Source organism: Cupriavidus sp. 05T41, assembly GCF_056396525.1.
In genome coordinates, this window is record NZ_JBFTLQ010000123.1 from 1 (window position 1) to 16,603 (window position 16,603).

Sequence of the window (16,603 nt, forward strand, 5' to 3'; positions counted from 1 at the left end):
CGCGCCGCGCGGCTGGCCGCCGCCCGCCGGAGCCGGGGCACGGCCGCGGCCACCGCCGCCGCCATTGCCCTGGCCGCGTGCCTGCCGTCCCTTCTGGATCGGCTCGGGCGGGATCGAGGGGTCCACCTCGAAGCCCGGCAGCACGGTCTTCTCGATCTGGCGCTTGATCAGGCGCTCGATATCGCGCAGCAGCGCGGCCTCGTCCACGCACACCAGCGAGATCGCCTCGCCCTCTGCGCCGGCGCGGCCGGTACGGCCGATCCGGTGCACATAGTCTTCAGGCACGTTGGGCAGGTCGTAGTTGACCACGTGGGGCAGCTGGTCGATGTCGATCCCGCGCGCGGCGATATCGGTAGCCACCAGCAGGCGCAGCGTGCCGGCCTTGAACTCGGTCAGCGCGCGCGTGCGGGCGGACTGGCTCTTGTTGCCGTGGATCGCCAGCGCCGACAGGCCTTCCTTGKCSAGCTGCTCGGCCAGGCGGTTGGCGCCGTGCTTGGTCCGCGTAAACACCAGCACCTGGTGCCAGTCGTGCTCGCGCACCAGGTGGGCCAGCAGTTCGCGCTTGCGCTCGCGGTCCACCGGGTAGACGCGCTGGGCGACGGTTTCCGCGGTGGTATTGCGGCGTGCCACCTCGATCGAGGCGGGGTTGTCGAGCAGGCGGTCGGCCAGGCCACGGATCTCGTCCGAGAAGGTGGCCGAGAACAGCAGGTTCTGGCGCTTCGGCGGCAGGACGTTCAGGATCTTGCGGATGTCGTGGATGAAGCCCATGTCGAGCATGCGGTCGGCTTCGTCCAGCACCAGCATTTCCACGTGCGAGAGATCGATGGTGCGCTGGGACAAGTGATCCAGCAGGCGGCCCGGGGTGGCCACGACGATGTCGACGCCGCGCTTGAGCTGTTCGATCTGCGGGTTGATGCCCACGCCGCCGAACATCACCATCGAGCGCAGCTTGACGTACTTGCCGTAGTTGCGCACGCTTTCCTCGACCTGCGCCGCCAGTTCACGGGTGGGGGTCAGGACCAGTGCGCGCACCGGCGCGCGCTGACCGCGCACGGGCTCGCGGCTGGCCGGGGATTGGGACAGCAGTTGCAGCAGCGGCAGCGTGAAACCGGCCGTCTTGCCGGTGCCGGTCTGCGCGCCGGCGAGCAGGTCGCCTCCCTTGAGGATGGCGGGAATCGCCTGCGCTTKAATCGGGGTCGGCGTGGTATAGCCTTGTTCGGCCACGGCACGCACAAGCTTGTCGGACAAGCCAAGTTCGGAAAAAGACATGAATTGACGCTTCGGCCGCCCTTTGCGCACGTGGTGCGCCAATCGCGGGGGCGACGTGAGTGAGAAAACCGAAAACCGGGAAACACGACCGGCGAAGCGAGGCGACTGCCCCCGCTTCTTTGGAGGAAAGACCGCTAGTGTAACAGCCTGGCGTTTGCGCGCAGGTGCCGCACCTGTTTCAGAAAGTTCACCGCGTCATTGCGCGCGGCACGCCTCTTTGCAAGGCCCCCTGGAAAAAAGAGGCGTGCGCTGCGCTATGATGCTGCCAGCCAAGCCTTGCCCGGCCTGGCCCGTGGCCGCGCGGCGCACGGGCGCAGGCCGGCGCTTGGCCCCTCGCCCCCGGATGCAGRCACGATGCGGTTMCGATTCATCGAAGACCAGGAAGTCACGCTTTTCACGGCCATCCCGGTCGGGATCGCCGCTGCCATCGTCACCACCCTGTTCAAGGAGGCGCTGGACGCCAGCGGCCTGGTCATGTTCGGCACGCGTGCCGATATCGTCACGGTGTTCGCGGGACTGGCGCTGGCCTGGCGCGTGGTCATCCCGACGCTCGGGGGCGTGGTCGCCGGCCTGCTGCTKACCGCCGCCGCGCGGCTCAACGCGGCCCAGCCGGGCGTCTCCGACTATATGGAGGCGGTTGCCAGCGGCACCGGACGCCTGCCGGTGCGCATCACCCTGCTGCGGGCGCTGTCTTCGTTCTGCTCCATCGTCACCGGGAGTTCGGTGGGCAAGGAAGGCGCCATGATCCAGCTGGCGGCGCTGTGCGGATCGCTMTTCCCGTCGGCGCGCACGCGCCCGGGCCCGGACGGCGACACCAACCTGCGGCGCATGCTCACTGCCTGCGCGGCCGGGGCCGGCCTGGCCTCGGTCTACCACACGCCGCTMTCGGCCGCGGTGTTCGTMGCCGAGGTGGTATTTGGCGCGGTGGCGGTGCAGCGGCTGATGCCGCTGTTCCTTGCCTCGGTGGCAGGCACCGTGGTCAGCCAGTTGCACGGTGGCCTGCAGCCGCTCTATCCCGGGCTCGTGGTGCCATCGGACATGCTGCACCCGCCGATGCTCGTGGCCGCCGCGCTGCTGGGCGTGCTGGCCGGGGTGGCCGGCGCCGGCTTCATGCGCGCCTCGGCGATGGCCAAKGGCGCCTTCTCGCGGCTGCCCGGCGGGCTGGTGCCGCGCCTCGCGCTGGGTGGCGCKATGGTGGGCGTGCTGGCGATCTGGGTGCCCGAGGTGGTCGGCAACGGCTACTACACCATCCAGTCGATCCTGCAGGCGCACCCGCTCAGCGTGCCGCTGGCCGGCGTGCTGCTGGCCAAGTTGCTGGCCACCGTGCTGAGCATGGGCTCGGGCGCGGTGGGCGGGGTGTTCACCCCGTCGCTGTTCGTGGGCGCGGCGCTCGGCCAGTTGCTGGCGCCCGCGGTGCCCGGCGGCAGCGGCGCGCCGCTGCTGCCCCTGGTGGGCATGTGCGCCTTCCTCGCGGCCACCAGCCAGGCGCCGCTGATGTCCGTGCTGATGGTGTTCGAGATGACGCTGGCGCCGGCGCTGCTGCTGCCCGGCATGATCGGCGCGGCGGCGGCTTACTACACGGCTTCGCGCTGCCAGACGCTGTCCCTCTATAGTGTGGTGGCCGAGCGTACGCAAGCCTCGGCCGCGGCCGAGCGCGCGCGGGCGCTGACGCTGGCCGGGCTGTGCGATCCCACCGACACCACCATCGGCCCCGACGCCACGCTCGGGCAGGCCAGCGACAAGTTCGCCGAGACCGGCACGCGCTATCTCTACCTGGTCTGCCCCGATGGCCGCCTGCTCGGGGCGCTGTCGATCCACGCCGTGCAGCGCGCGCTGCGCKAGCAGCCCGGGGCGGCGCTGCTGGGATTGTGCGAGCGCGACTTCCCCAMGCTGACGCCCGAATCGCACCTGCCCGACGCCTTGCAACTGTTCACCCATCACGCGCTCAATCGGATCCCGCTGATCCGCGATGTGGCCGGGCGGGAACTGATGGGCACCGTGTCCAAGCAACGTGTGCTGCAAGAGGCATCCAGCCTTTTCTAGCCCGGCATGCGCGCAGCGCGGGAGGCCCCGCGAGCGCGGTAGAATGGTGGGTTACGCCGCGCTTTCCGAGGCGTCCCAGCGTTTTCCGAACCCAGTTCCCGAACCCCACGCCGGAGCCTCCATGCCAGCCAACCGTGCCGCGCGCCCTGCCCTGTTCGTCCGTKCCTGCCTGCTTGCCGCTTCGCTCGCCGCGGGCGCCGTCCTGCTGCCGGCAGGCGCGCAGGCGCAAGCGCCGCTGCGGGTGATTCCCGCGGACGCGGGCAAGGCCAGGCTGGTGATGGCCGCGCCGTCGCCGGCGGCGCCGCAGACGGCCACGCTCGACGGCAAGACCGTGGGCGTGGCGCCCGGGCTGCGGTTGTTCGGCACCGACAACCAGTTGCTGACGATCGGCTCCGTGGCCGGCCAGAAGCTGCCGGTACGCTTCAAGCTCGATCTCTATGGCCAGTTGCTGACGGCCTGGGTGCTGAGCGAGCTGGAACAGAAAGCGGCGCGATGATCGCTACCCGGGCCGCGGCGCGCAGCCGTGGCGCCGGGCGTATTTGTCCCCCCAAACCCTGATGMCCCCAGGTAAACCACTGAGACCGGCACCATGAAGAAAGTATTTGTCAAAACGTACGGCTGCCAGATGAACGAGTACGACTCGGACAAGATGGTGGACGTGCTCCATGCCACCGAAGGCCTGGAGAAGACCGACAACCCCGAGGACGCGGACGTGATCCTCTTCAACACCTGCTCGGTGCGCGAGAAGGCACAGGAGAAAGTGTTCTCCGAACTGGGCCGCATGAAKGCGCTCAAGGCGCTCAAGCCCGAGCTGGTGATCGGCGTGGGCGGCTGCGTGGCCAGCCAGGAAGGCGCTGCCATCGTGCAGCGCGCGCCCTACGTGGACGTGGTGTTCGGCCCGCAAACGCTGCACCGCCTGCCCGACATGATCAGCCGCCGCCGCCAGACCGGCCGCTCGCAKGTGGACATCTCCTTCCCCGAGATCGAGAAATTCKACTACCTGCCGCCGGCGCGCGTCGACGGCCCGAGCGCCTTCGTCTCGATCATGGAAGGCTGCTCCAAGTACTGCAGCTACTGCGTGGTGCCCTACACCCGAGGCGAGGAAGTCTCGCGCCCGTTCGAAGACGTGCTGGCGGAGATCGCCGGCCTGGCCGAACAAGGCGTGCGCGAGGTCACGCTGCTGGGCCAGAACGTCAACGCCTACCGCGGCGCCATGGGCGGCACCAGCGAGATCGCCGACTTCGCGCTGCTGATCGAGTACGTGGCCGAGATCCCCGGCATCGAGCGCATCCGCTACACCACCAGCCACCCGAAGGAATTCACTTCGCGCCTGATCGAGATGTACGAGCGCTGCCCTAAGCTGGTCAATCACCTGCACCTGCCGGTGCAGCATGCGTCGGACCGCATCCTGATGGCGATGAAGCGCGGCTACAGCGTGCTGGAATACAAKAGCATCATCCGCAAGTTGCGCGCGATCCGCCCCGACATGTCGCTGTCGTCGGACTTCATCGTCGGCTTCCCCGGCGAGACCGACGCGGACTTCGACAAGCTGATGGCGATGATCGAGGAGATCGGCTACGACACCTCGTTCTCCTTCATCTTCAGCCCGCGCCCCGGCACGCCGGCGGCCAACCTGTCGGACGACACGCCGCACGAGGTCAAGCTCAGGCGCCTGCAGCACCTGCAGGCCACCATCGAAGAAAACGTGCAGCGCATCAGCCGCGGCATGGTCGGCTCGGTGCAGCGCATCCTGGTCGAAGGCCCGGCGCGCAAGGACCCCACCGAGCTGCACGGCCGCACCGAGAACAACCGCGTGGTGAACTTCGCGCTGCCCGGCGTGCCGCAGGCCAGCCGCGACCGCCTGGTGGGCGAGATGGTGGAGGTGGCGATCACCGAGGCCTTCCCGCATTCGCTGCGCGGCGAGATMGTGGTGCGCCAGTAGGCCGAGACCGGCCGGCGCAGACCGGAACGACAACAAGAAACCCCGATCGGAAGCCCCGCTCCCAGATGAAGATCCCATCAGCAGAATTCGTCGCCCCCAAGGACGACAACACCCGCCTGCAGAACCTGTGCGGGCCGCTGGACGAAAACCTGCGCCAGATCGAGCAGGCAATGGACGTCACCATCCAGCGCCGCGGCCACCGCATGACGGTGCGTGGCACTTACGCGCGCGAAGCCGCGGCGGCGCTCGAGCGCTTCTATAACCAGGCCCGCAGCACGCTGTCGATCGACGACGTGCAGCTCGGCCTGGTGGAGGCGCGCCAGTCGGCCGCGCACGGCGCCTACGTGCCGGACGGCGGCGACGCCGCCGAAGCCGATCCCGGCGAGGACAACTCGCCGGTGCTGCACACGCGCCGCACCGGGCTGCAGGGCCGCACGCCGATGCAGCGCGACTACCTGCGCAATATCCTCGGCCACGACCTGACCCTGGGCATCGGCCCGGCCGGCACCGGCAAGACCTACCTGGCGGTGGCCTGCGCCGTGGACGCGCTCGAGCGCGACGCGGTCAAGCGCATCGTGCTGACCCGCCCCGCGGTGGAGGCCGGCGAGCGGCTGGGCTTCCTGCCGGGCGACCTGGCGCAGAAGGTCGACCCCTATCTGCGCCCCCTCTACGACGCSCTGTACGACCTGCTCGGYTWCGAYCGCACGCAGAARATGTTCGAGCGSCAGATGATCGARRTCGCGCCGCTGGCCTAYATGCGCGGGCGCACGCTCAACCACGCCTTCATCATCCTGGACGAAGCCCAGAACACCACGCCGGAGCAGATGAAGATGTTCCTGACGCGGATCGGCTTCGGCGCCAAGGCCGTGATCACCGGCGACACCACGCAGATCGACCTGCCGCGCGGCCAGAAGAGCGGCCTGGTGGAGGCGCAGCATGTGCTGCGCGACGTGCGCGGCGTCGCCATGACCCGCTTTACCAGCATCGACGTGGTGCGCCATCCGCTGGTGGCGCGCATCGTGGATGCCTATGACGAATACCATGCCCAGCACAGGGATGCCTGACCGAATGACCGCCAACACCAACACCAGCGCCAAGAGCGCCCCCGCCAGCCTGATCCTGTTCGACGCCGACGGGCGCGCGCGCAAGGCGCAGGCCCACGCCGTGCGCGTGCAGCTGCCCGACGGCCGCAGCATCACCGTGGACCTCTCGCAGGCCGCCGACGGCGTGCTCGCGCTGCTCGCCGAACACACCGACGACCGCCAGCAGGCCGGCCTGCTGGTGCGCCCGGACAACCATGACGCGCTGTCGGTGGCTGTCACCGCCACGCCCGTGGTCACCACCACCGGCACGCCCGCCACGCCGCCCGGGCTGGAACTGGCGCTGCAGTACGGCGACGGCATCAAGGGCCGCCGCGGCCTGCCCACGCAGCGCAAGGTGCAGACCTGGGTGAAATCGGCGCTCTATGCCGACGCCGCCCTGACCATCCGCTTCGTCGGCGAAGAAGAAGGCCGCGGCCTGAACCGCAGCTACCGCGGCAAGGACTACGCCACCAATGTGCTGACCTTCGCCTACGCCGAGCACGAGTCCGACCCGGTCAGCGGCGATATCGTGCTGTGCTGCCCGGTGGTGGAGCAGGAAGCACGCGAGCAGAAGAAGTCGCTCGAAGCGCACTATGCCCATCTCATCGTCCATGGCGTGCTGCACGCCCAGGGCTACGAGCACGAGGACGACGCCGAGGCCGAGGAGATGGAAGCGATCGAGACCGAGACGCTTCAGGCGCTCGGTTTCGCCGACCCCTACCTGGCACACGGCAAGGGCGCCTGAGCCCCTCCCGCCCATGGCCGCGCGGTGCGATGCCTGCGTCGCGCGGCCTTGCGCTGTCACGGAACGCAAACTCTTTTGGTGTATCCTTTGAGYGATCTCCACCACGCGCTAGCCGCGCCATGAACGACCCTTATCCCAGTTCGAAGCCAGCCGACCGACCCCGATCCCTGCTCGAACGGCTTTCGGATTTCATTTCGCCCGAGCCCGATTCCCGTGTTGAACTGCTGGCGGTGCTGCAGGACGCACACGCCCGCAACCTGATCGACGCCGACTCGCTCTCCATGATCGAGGGCGTATTCCAGGTCTCCGAGCTGACCGCGCGCGACATCATGGTGCCGCGCGGCCAGATGGACATGGTCAATATCGCCGATGCGCCGGAGAGCTTCATCCCCTTCATGCGGCAGACAGCGCACTCGCGCTTCCCCGTCTACGAAGGCAGCCGCGACAACGTCATCGGCATCCTGCTGGCCAAGGATCTGCTGCGCTATTACACGGACGACGAATTCGACCTGCGCGAGACCCTGCGCCCGGCGGTCTTCATTCCCGAATCGAAGCGCCTCAATATCCTGCTGCGCGAGTTCCGCATCAACCGCAACCACATCGCCATGGTGGTGGACGAATACGGCGGTGTCGCCGGCCTGGTCACCATCGAGGACGTGCTGGAGCAGATCGTGGGCGACATCGAGGACGAATTCGACCTCGACGAGGACCACGACAACATCGTGCAGCTGCCCGACGGCGGCTGGCGCGTGCACGGCCTGACCGAGATCGAGCAGTTCAACGAGACCTTCGGCACCCATTTCTCCGACCAGGACGTGKACACCGTGGGCGGCCTGCTGAGCAATCACCTCGGCCATGTGCCGCATCGCGGCGAGGTGGTGGTGTTGCCGCCGATCCGCTTCGAGGTGCTGCGCGCCGACGCCCGCCAGGCGCACCTGCTGCTGGTACGCCGCGAAGCGGCCCTCGCCCCGCCTGAAGTGGACGGCGCATGAGGCGCCTGTTCGCAACCGATGCCGGCGCGGCAAGCGCCGGCCGCGACGACGCGCGCGGCGCCAGCCTGCCGCGCCTGCTGCTTGCCGCCATGCTCGGCGTGGCCCATACCCAGGCCTACGCGCCGCACACCTGGTGGTGGCTTCAATTGCTGTCGCTGGCCGGGCTGGTAGCGCTGGTCGCCGACGCGCCGCGCGCGCGCAGCGCCGCCGCCACCGCCTACGCCTTCGGCCTGGGCTGGTTCCTGTCCGGCGTGTGGTGGCTCTATATCAGCATGCACGTCTATGGCGAGATGCCGGCCTGGATGGCGATCCTGGCCGTCCTGCTGTTCGCCGCCTTTCTATCGCTCTACCCGGCACTGGCTGCCGCTGCCTGGCACTGGCTGGGCGCACGCCGGCGCTCGTCGTCCACGCCGGGGCTCGCGCTGGCTTTCGGCGCGGCGTGGGGCTTGTCGGAATGGCTGMGCGGCGTGATCTTTACCGGCTTCCCGTGGCTGTCGAGCGGCTACGCCCACAGCGATGGCCCGCTGGCCGGCTTTGCGCCGCTGGTGGGCGTGTACGGCATCGGTGCGCTGGCCGCGGCCGTGGCCGCCCTGCTGGTGGCGGCGGTGCGCGGCTTCGGCCGCGGGKCGGGCCGCGGAAGCCGGCGCAACGGCCTGATCGCCCTGGCGATCGCATTTGCCCTGCCCCTGGCTGGCGCGGCGCTGGCGCCGGTGGCCTGGACCACGCCCGCCGGCAAGCCCGTCTCGGTGCGGCTGCTGCAAGGCAATGTGGCGCAGGACATCAAGTTCGAAGCGGTCGGCGTGCAGCGCTCGATCGAGCTATACCGCGACCTCATCACGGCGGCTCCGGCCGACCTGGTGGTCACGCCGGAGACAGCCTTCCCGGTGATCCTGCAGGACCTGCCKGTAGACATTGCCATCGCGCTGCGCGATTTCAGCGCCGCCAGCGGCACCACCGTGCTGTTCGGCGCGGCAGGCGCGGATTCGCCGATCGACTTCACCAACAGTGTGTTCGGCCTGGGCCCGCTGACCAAGCAGCTCTACCGCTACAACAAGCACCACCTGGTGCCGTTCGGCGAGTTCATCCCGTTCGGCTTCCACTGGTTCGTCAACATGATGAAGATGCCGCTGGGGGATTTCCGCCGCGGCGGACTGGACCAGGCGCCGCTGCCGGTGCGCGGCATCATGGTGGCACCCAATATCTGCTACGAGGATCTGTTCGGCGAGGAAATCGCCGAAACCCTGCGCAGCCAGCCGGTGCCGGCCAATATCCTGGCCAACGTCACCAACCTGGCCTGGTTCGGCGACACCGTCGCGCTGGACCAGCATCTGCAGATCTCKCGCATGCGCGCACTTGAAACGCGCCGGCCGATGCTGCGCGYGACCAATACCGGCATGACCGCCGTGGTGAGGCCGGATGGCACGGTGAGCGAACGCCTGCCCACCTTCACGGTCGGCACGCTGGCGGCCACGGTGCAGGGCACGCAGGGACTCACCCCCTTCGTGCGCTGGGGCAACGTGCCCGCTCTGGCCTGCTGCCTGCTGGTGCTGGTGGCCGCCGCCTGGCGGCGGCGCGCGCGCGGCTAGGCCGCTACGCCAGCCACCGCAGACAGCAGCGCGGCGGCGATCATCACGGCGATGGCGACGATATAGGGCTTGCGAGAAAGAAGCGACATGACCGGTGTCCCCCGTATAGATTGATTCGGACGGTTCGGCTGTTATGCACAGCTCTACCTAATACTGTATACAAAAACGCTAACGACAAGTATCGGCCAGGCCTTTAGGAGGCTTCGGTGTTTACCCGATTCGTTGCGAAACACCGACACCCGCTCGCGGCCTCGCAGCGCTGCGCCGGTGCCGCGAGACATGCAAGGGCCGTGCCGATGGCGGGCGGGGCAAAAAAAACCGATAGAATTCAGGGTTTGGCACGATTCCCGTGAGTCGCCATGGCGGCTTTGCCGCCGGGCCTCCGCCCTTGCCTGCCGGCCCTGCGTGATCGAGCACCACATGCGGGCCCTTACTCGTCTTCGTCGTCTTCGCCTATGCTGACCTTCCAACAAATGATCCTCACCCTGCAGGCCTACTGGGACYGGCAGGGCTGCGCACTCCTGCAACCCATCGATCTGGAGGTCGGCGCCGGCACGTCGCACGTGCACACCTTCCTGCGCGCAATCGGCCCCGAGCCCTGGCGCGCGGCCTATGTGCAGCCGTCGCGCCGCCCCAAGGACGGGCGCTACGGCGAGAATCCCAACCGCCTGCAGCACTACTACCAGTACCAGGTGGTGCTCAAGCCSGCGCCCRRSAACATCCTGGAGCTGTACCTGGGCTCGCTGGAAGCGCTGGGCCTGGATCTCAAGCAGAACGACATCCGCTTTGTCGAGGACGACTGGGAAAACCCCACGCTCGGCGCCTGGGGCCTGGGCTGGGAAGTCTGGCTCAATGGCATGGAAGTGACGCAGTTCACCTACTTCCAGCAGGTCGGCGGCATCGACTGCAAGCCCATCACCGGCGAGATCACCTACGGTATCGAGCGCCTGGCGATGTACCTGCAGAAGGTCGAGAACGTCTATGACCTGGTCTGGACCGAGTGGGAAGAGAACGGCAAGACGCGCCGCCTGACCTACGGCGACGTGTACCACCAGAACGAAGTGGAGCAGTCCACCTACAACTTCGAGCAGAGCAACGCGGAAATCCTGTTCCGTCACTTCTCGGAGCACGAGGCGGAAGCCAAGCGCCTGATGGGTACCGTCGAGGGGCAGCAGGAGGCATCGGAAGACGCCGCCGCGCAGGCCGCCAAGCGCCTGCCGCTGCCGGCCTACGAGCAGCTGCTCAAGGCCGCGCATACCTTCAACCTGCTGGACGCGCGCGGCGCGATCTCGGTCACCGAGCGCGCCGCCTACATCGGTCGCATCCGCAACCTGTCGCGCTCGGTCGCACAGGCCTATTACGAATCGCGCGAGGCGCTCGGCTTCCCGATGTGCGAGCGCGAGGCTGCCGCATGACGCGCGCCGCGCGCGGMGCCTTGCGCCGGGGCGCTGCCCTGGCGGTGCTGGCCCTGGCCGCGCATGGCGCCGMCAGGGCCGCCGTGCCCGTGCCCAGCCCGCAGGTGCTGTACCTGCMGGMCGACCTGTCCAATGTGTGCGAGGCCAATCCGCAGGCGCTGCAACAGGCCATCGACCGGCACTGGCATGGTGCGTTCGGCCCCAACAACTCGCTGGACCAGTGGACCCAGCTGGTGCGCACGTTCTCGTGCGACCTGTCGGGCTCCAAGGACCTGGGCTGGCACCGCGTGCCGTTGCGCGCCTACGAGAGCGCAATCCGCTACCCGCTGACCTGGACCGAGACCGAAACCGTCAACGGCCGGGTGCGGCGCCAGATCAAGACCTACTACTCGGCGGCGCAGCTGCCGCCCAGGATCGATTTCTGGGTCAGCGGCCGCATCGACGAGATCCGCTACGACAAGCGCCTGCGCCGGCTCGATGCGCGCTTCTTCGCGCCGCGTCCCGCTCCCGGCGCGCCTGGCGCACGCGGCAGCAGCGCCGCCGGCGCAGACACTGAGTGCGTGGCGACCACGCTGCAATTCCGCCAGCAGAACGGCCTGTGGCTGCTGTCCGGCGTAGAACCCACTACCGCACCGCGCTGCTGACGCGCAGCGCGTGCCCCAACTTGCTGGAAACGATTCATGTCGCAACTCCTGACCGATTCGAACGATACGCTGCTGATCGAGCTGTTCACCGAAGAGCTGCCGCCCAAGGCGCTGGCGCGACTGGGCGACGCCTTCGCGCAGGGCCTGTTCGCGGGCCTTTCGGGCCAAGGCCTGCTCGATGACGGCGCCGCCGTCACCGCGTTCGCCACGCCGCGCCGCCTGGCCGCGCAGGTGACCCGCGTGCGCCGCAACGCGCCCGACCGCGAGCAGCGCGAGAAGGTGCTGCCGCTGTCCGTGGCGCTCGACGCCAATGGCGAGCCGACCGCCCCGCTGGCCAAGAAGCTGGCCGCGCTGGCCAAGTCGGTGGGCGTCGAGTCGATCGACTGGCAGGGCCTGGAGCGCGCCTCCGACGGCAAGGCGGACGCCTTGTTCTACCGCTACACCGCGCGCGGCGCGGAACTGGTGGCAGGCCTGCAGGCCGCGCTCGACGACACCATCGCCCGCCTGCCCATCCCCAAGGTGATGAGCTACCAGCGCCCGGACGGCAGCACCGTGAACTTCGTGCGCCCCGCGCACCGCCTGATCGCCCTGCTCGGCGCCGAAGTGGTGCCGGTGAGCGCGCTGGGGCTGCAGGCAGGCCGGACCACGCTGGGCCACCGCTTCCTGTCGGACGGCGAGATCGAGATCGCCCATGCCGGCGAATACGCCGCCGTGCTGGAATCGAAGGGCCGCGTGCTGGCCAGCTACGCCGGGCGCCGCGAGCGCATCCGCACCACGCTGCTGGAGCAGGCCGGCGCCKACCAGGTCATCATGCCCGACGCCCTGCTCGACGAGGTCAACTCGCTGGTCGAATGGCCCGTGGTCTATCCCTGCCACTTCGAGGAGGCCTTCCTCGAAGTCCCGCAGGAATGCCTGATCCTGACCATGCAGACCAACCAGAAGTACTTCGCCCTGACCGACGCCGCCGGCCACCTGCGCAATCGCTTCCTGATCGTCTCCAACCTKGCCACCGACACGCCGCAGTCCATCATCACCKGCAACGAGCGCGTGGTGCGCCCGCGCCTGGCGGACGCCAAGTTCTTCTTCGACCAGGACCGCAAGAAGACCCTGGCCTCGCGCGTGCCGCAACTGGGCAGCGTGGTCTACCACAACAAGATCGGCACGCAGCTCGACCGCGTGCAGCGCCTGCAGCAGATTGCCGGCCATATCGCCGATGCCATGGCCGCGGCGGGCCTCGCCGTCGACAAGGCSGCCGCCATGCGCGGCGCCGARCTGGCCAAGGCCGACCTGCTGACCGACATGGTSGGCGARTTCCCCGAGCTGCAGGGCACCATGGGCACCTACTACGCGCGCCACGACAGCGAGGCTGAAGAAGTGGCGCTGGCCTGCTCCGAGCACTATCGCCCGCGCTTTGCCGGCGATGCGCTGCCCGCGGGCGCGGTGAGCCTGGCCGTGGCACTGGCCGACAAGCTCGAGACGCTGGTCGGCATCTGGGGCATCGGCCTGTCGCCCACCGGCGAGAAGGACCCGTTCGCGMTGCGCCGCCATGCGCTGGGCATCCTGCGCATGCTGGTGGAGACGCCGCTGCCGCTGTCGGTGGACGCGCTGCTGCAGATCGCACAGCAGTCCTTCGCCGGCATCGCCGCGGTCAAGCCGGCGCAGGACGCCATCGCCGACTTCCTCTACGACCGCCTGCGCGGCTACCTGAAGGACAAGGGCTACACCAGCAATGAAGTCGAAGCGGTGGTAAGCCAGCGCCCGCAGCGCCTGGACGACATCCTGGCGCGCCTGGAAGCCGTGCGCACCTTCGCCGCCCTGCCCGAGGCCGAAGCCCTGGCCGCGGCCAACAAGCGCATCACCAACATCCTGCGCAAGAACACCGATCCCGTGGGCCAGGTGCAGCCGGCGCTGCTGCAGGAAGCCGCCGAAAGCGCGCTGCACGGCGCCGTGGAAAGCGTGCGCCCGCAGGTGGAAGCCGCCTTCGCCAGCGGCGACTTCGCCGCCGCGCTGCGMGACCTGGCGCAGCTGCGCGACGCAGTGGACCGCTTCTTCAACGACGTCATGGTGATGGCCGAGGATGCGCAGCTGCGCGCCAACCGGCTGGCATTGCTGGCCTCGCTGCACGTGCTGGCCAACCGCGTGGCCGACATCTCCAAGCTCGCCGCGTAAGCGGCGGCACCATACCCGGAGGCCATCATGCCGCAGACACCGCCCAAGCTTGTCATCCTGGACCGCGACGGGGTGGTCAACCTCGACAGCGACCAGTTCATCAAGACACCGGACGAATGGATCGCCATCGACGGCAGCCTGGAAGCGATCGCCTCGCTCAACCAGGCCGGCCATCGCGTGGTGATCGTCAGCAACCAGTYCGGCATCGGCCGCGGCCTGTTCGAGATGAGCGCGCTCAACGCCATGCACGAGAAGATGCACAAGGCGCTGGCCAATCTCGGCGGGCGCGTCGATGCGGTCTTCTTCTGCCCGCATACCGCGGCGGACGGCTGCGACTGCCGCAAGCCCAAGCCCGGCATGCTCGAAGAGCTGTCGGACCGCTTCGGCATCGAGCTCAAGGGCGTGCCGCTGGTGGGCGATTCGCTGCGCGACCTCCAAGCCGGCGTGGCGATGGCCTGCGCTCCGCACCTGGTGCTGACCGGCAAGGGCGCCAAGACCTTCGAGAAGGGCGGCCTGCCGGCGGGCACGCTGGTCCACGATGACCTGCGCGCCTTCGCGCGCTGGCTGCTCACCGGTGACGGCGCTCCGCGCCTGGCCGCCTCCTGACCCCCCTTACTGCGCCAATGATCTTTCTTCGTTCCCTGCTGTTCGCGCTGTACCTGCTGGTATTGACGCCGCCTTACGCCTGCGCGTGCTTCATCGCCTTCCCGTTCATGAGCGCCAACCGCCGCTACGCCTTCGTACGCGGCTGGCCGCGGCTGGTGATCGGCGCGGCGGCGCTGATCTGCGGCATCCGCTACCGCTTCGAAGGCTACGAGAACTTCGACAGCGTGCTCGACAAGCCGGTGGTAGTGCTGTCCAAGCACCAGTCGGCCTGGGAAACCGTGGCCTACGTGGCCACCATGCCCAAGCCGATGTGCTTCGTGTTCAAGCGCGAACTGCTGATGGTGCCCTTCTTCGGCTGGGCCCTCGGCATGCTCAAGATGGTGCATATCAACCGCAAGGAAGGCACCCGCGCGTTTGCCTCGGCCGTGCGCCAGGGCCGCGAACGGTTGGCCGAAGGCGCCTGGATCATCATGTTCCCGGAAGGCACGCGCACGCCCTCGGGCCTGGAAAAGACCCGCTACAAGAGCGGTGGCGCACGGCTCGCGGTGGAGACCGGCGCCTGGGTGGTGCCGCTCGCGGTCAACTCCGGCCGCCTCTGGCCGCGCAATACGTTCCTGAAATATCCGGGCACCATCACGGTTTCGGTCGGCCCGCCGATCCCCTCGGCCAACAAGACCGCCGATCAACTCAATCAAGAGGTTGAAGCGTGKATCGAGCAAGATATGCGTAGAATCGACGCCGAGAGCTACCGGAGCCGCGAGCCCGCATGAAATTGCTGCGCCAATCCCCCGACGCCCCAGGTTCCCAGATGGAGCTGCCGTTGTCCGACGCCCTTGCCGGCGAGGACAAGGCGCCCGGCACGGTGCCAGGGGGATTCGCGCCGGCGCAGCCCCTCTTGCCCGTCGCGCAGCCCTGGCCGCTGCCGCAACCCAACGCTCGCCGCCTGCAGGTCGGCGAACGCAGCGTGCACTACACGCTCAAGCGCTMTTCGCACCGGACCATCGGCTTCACCGTGGACGACCGCGGCCTGTCCATCACCGCGCCACGCTGGGTAACCCTGGCCGACATCGAATCCGCCATCTTCGAAAAGCAGCGCTGKATCTTCAACAAGCTGGGCGAATGGCAGCACCGCGAAGCCCGCCGCGTGCTGCCTACCGTGCAATGGCGCGAAGGCGCCAGCCTGCCCTTCCTGGGCCAGCCCATCACGCTGAAGCTCGAATCGCCCGCCGGCGTCCTGGTGTTCGACGCCGACACCCGCACGCTGCACCTGGCGCTGCCGGCCAACGCCGACGAGCAGCAGATCAAGGATCGCGTGCAGGGCTGGCTGCAAGGCCAGGCCAGGCGCCTGCTGGCACAGCGCCTGGATATCTACGCCAACAAGCTCGGCGTGCGCCACAACGCCTTCGCCCTGACCTCCGCCGCCACGCGCTGGGGCAGCTGCACCGCCGACGGCAAGATCCGCCTGAACTGGCGGCTGATGCATTTCCCGCTGTCGATGATCGACTACGTGGCTGCGCATGAGCTGGCGCATCTCAAGGAGATGAACCACAGTCCAAGGTTCTGGGATACGGTGGCATCGATCTTTCCTGAGTTCCGGGATGCCAGGGCACAGCTGCGGGCGCATCCGCCGGAGTTGTTGCCGACTTTTTGAGATGGGGTTGTTGATGGCTGGTGTTGTTTGATGCGCTGGTGTCTTGTGGTTGGCGCTTGTGCTTCAACGTCAACGTCAACCTCACAGTCAAAGTCAAAGTCAACGGCTTTCGCTCCCCCGGAGCGACCTACTTTCTTTTCCCCGAAAAGAAAGTAGGCAAAGAAAGCGGGCTGCCTGGCCGGCAGGGGCAGAGACGTTGGAGTTTCTCGTGTTGCTGGTTTCGTCGTGGGGCTCGTGGTTCTGCTTGCATCCTGCCGTTACCGGCGCGGGCGGCTGCGATCTTGCTGGCGGCAGTGGTTTCGCGGTCAGACCTATGATGGCGAACACACTGCTTGTCCGCCCATCTGCCGTTACCGGCTTAAGCGGCCACGACATAGCATCCTCGTGGTTTCGTGGTRGGCCCGTGGACCGGGGCGCGGGTGTCAGCGGGTACTCCCGCGCGGGAGCCACCGCGCCCAC

14 protein-coding genes are annotated in these 16,603 nt (G+C 68.3%); 13 read left to right on the plus strand and 1 reads right to left on the minus strand.

The genetic code is table 11. From position 1 onward, the window contains the following. Positions 1-1,269, minus strand: a 1,269-nt coding sequence (locus AC1DKV_RS37580; protein WP_477139418.1) for a DEAD/DEAH box helicase, incomplete at its 3' end; no start/stop codon positions are given. 354 nt (positions 1,270-1,623) lie between these two features. Here AC1DKV_RS37580 and AC1DKV_RS37585 point away from each other — a divergent pair. The 13 genes from AC1DKV_RS37585 to AC1DKV_RS37645 all read left to right on the plus strand — a co-directional run bounded on the left by AC1DKV_RS37585 (position 1,624) and on the right by AC1DKV_RS37645 (position 16,144). Next, a complete protein-coding gene (locus AC1DKV_RS37585; protein ID WP_477139419.1) occupies positions 1,624-3,312 on the plus strand; it encodes a ClcB-like voltage-gated chloride channel protein in 1,689 nt (562 codons plus the stop codon). Positions 3,313-3,433: 121 nt separating this feature from the next. After that, positions 3,434-3,808, plus strand: a complete 375-nt coding sequence (locus AC1DKV_RS37590; RefSeq protein WP_477139420.1) for a hypothetical protein — start codon at positions 3,434-3,436, stop codon at positions 3,806-3,808. A 93-nt stretch (positions 3,809-3,901) separates the two neighbouring features. After that, a complete protein-coding gene (miaB, locus tag AC1DKV_RS37595) occupies positions 3,902-5,254 on the plus strand; it encodes a tRNA (N6-isopentenyl adenosine(37)-C2)-methylthiotransferase MiaB (protein WP_477139421.1) in 1,353 nt (450 codons plus the stop codon). A 65-nt stretch (positions 5,255-5,319) separates the two neighbouring features. Beyond that, a complete protein-coding gene (locus tag AC1DKV_RS37600; protein ID WP_477139422.1) occupies positions 5,320-6,318 on the plus strand; it encodes a PhoH family protein in 999 nt (332 codons plus the stop codon). Between the two features lie 4 nt (positions 6,319-6,322). Continuing rightward, positions 6,323-7,081, plus strand: coding sequence for an rRNA maturation RNase YbeY (gene ybeY / locus AC1DKV_RS37605; protein ID WP_441624124.1), 759 nt, complete (start codon positions 6,323-6,325; stop codon positions 7,079-7,081). Between the two features lie 119 nt (positions 7,082-7,200). Next, a complete protein-coding gene (locus AC1DKV_RS37610; protein WP_477139423.1) occupies positions 7,201-8,073 on the plus strand; it encodes an HlyC/CorC family transporter in 873 nt (290 codons plus the stop codon). Then, positions 8,070-9,659, plus strand: a complete 1,590-nt coding sequence (gene lnt / locus AC1DKV_RS37615) for an apolipoprotein N-acyltransferase (RefSeq protein WP_477139424.1) — start codon at positions 8,070-8,072, stop codon at positions 9,657-9,659. The genes AC1DKV_RS37610 and lnt overlap by 4 nt, the downstream gene beginning before the upstream one ends. A 455-nt stretch (positions 9,660-10,114) precedes the next feature. Beyond that, positions 10,115-11,074 (plus strand): glycine--tRNA ligase subunit alpha, encoded by a 960-nt coding sequence (glyQ, locus tag AC1DKV_RS37620; RefSeq protein ID WP_477139425.1) that lies wholly within the window; start codon positions 10,115-10,117, stop codon positions 11,072-11,074. Beyond that, positions 11,071-11,718, plus strand: coding sequence for a hypothetical protein (locus AC1DKV_RS37625; protein ID WP_477139426.1), 648 nt, complete (start codon positions 11,071-11,073; stop codon positions 11,716-11,718). Before glyQ ends, AC1DKV_RS37625 begins: the two co-directional genes overlap by 4 nt. Before the next feature lie 36 nt (positions 11,719-11,754). Then, positions 11,755-13,887 (plus strand): glycine--tRNA ligase subunit beta, encoded by a 2,133-nt coding sequence (gene glyS / locus AC1DKV_RS37630; protein WP_477139427.1) that lies wholly within the window; start codon positions 11,755-11,757, stop codon positions 13,885-13,887. Between the two features lie 27 nt (positions 13,888-13,914). Then, a complete protein-coding gene (gene gmhB, locus AC1DKV_RS37635; RefSeq protein ID WP_477139428.1) occupies positions 13,915-14,493 on the plus strand; it encodes a D-glycero-beta-D-manno-heptose 1,7-bisphosphate 7-phosphatase in 579 nt (192 codons plus the stop codon). A 17-nt stretch (positions 14,494-14,510) separates the two neighbouring features. Continuing rightward, a complete protein-coding gene (locus AC1DKV_RS37640) occupies positions 14,511-15,263 on the plus strand; it encodes a lysophospholipid acyltransferase family protein (RefSeq protein ID WP_477139429.1) in 753 nt (250 codons plus the stop codon). After that, positions 15,260-16,144 (plus strand): M48 family metallopeptidase, encoded by an 885-nt coding sequence (locus tag AC1DKV_RS37645; RefSeq protein ID WP_477139430.1) that lies wholly within the window; start codon positions 15,260-15,262, stop codon positions 16,142-16,144. Before AC1DKV_RS37640 ends, AC1DKV_RS37645 begins: the two co-directional genes overlap by 4 nt. Positions 16,145-16,603: the final 459 nt, after the last annotated feature.

Bases quoted from the DNA above. Each gene is read 5' to 3' on its own strand.
- ybeY (WP_441624124.1), top strand. From the start codon at position 6,323: ATGACCGCCAACACCAACACCAGCGCCAAGAGCGCCCCCGCCAGCCTG.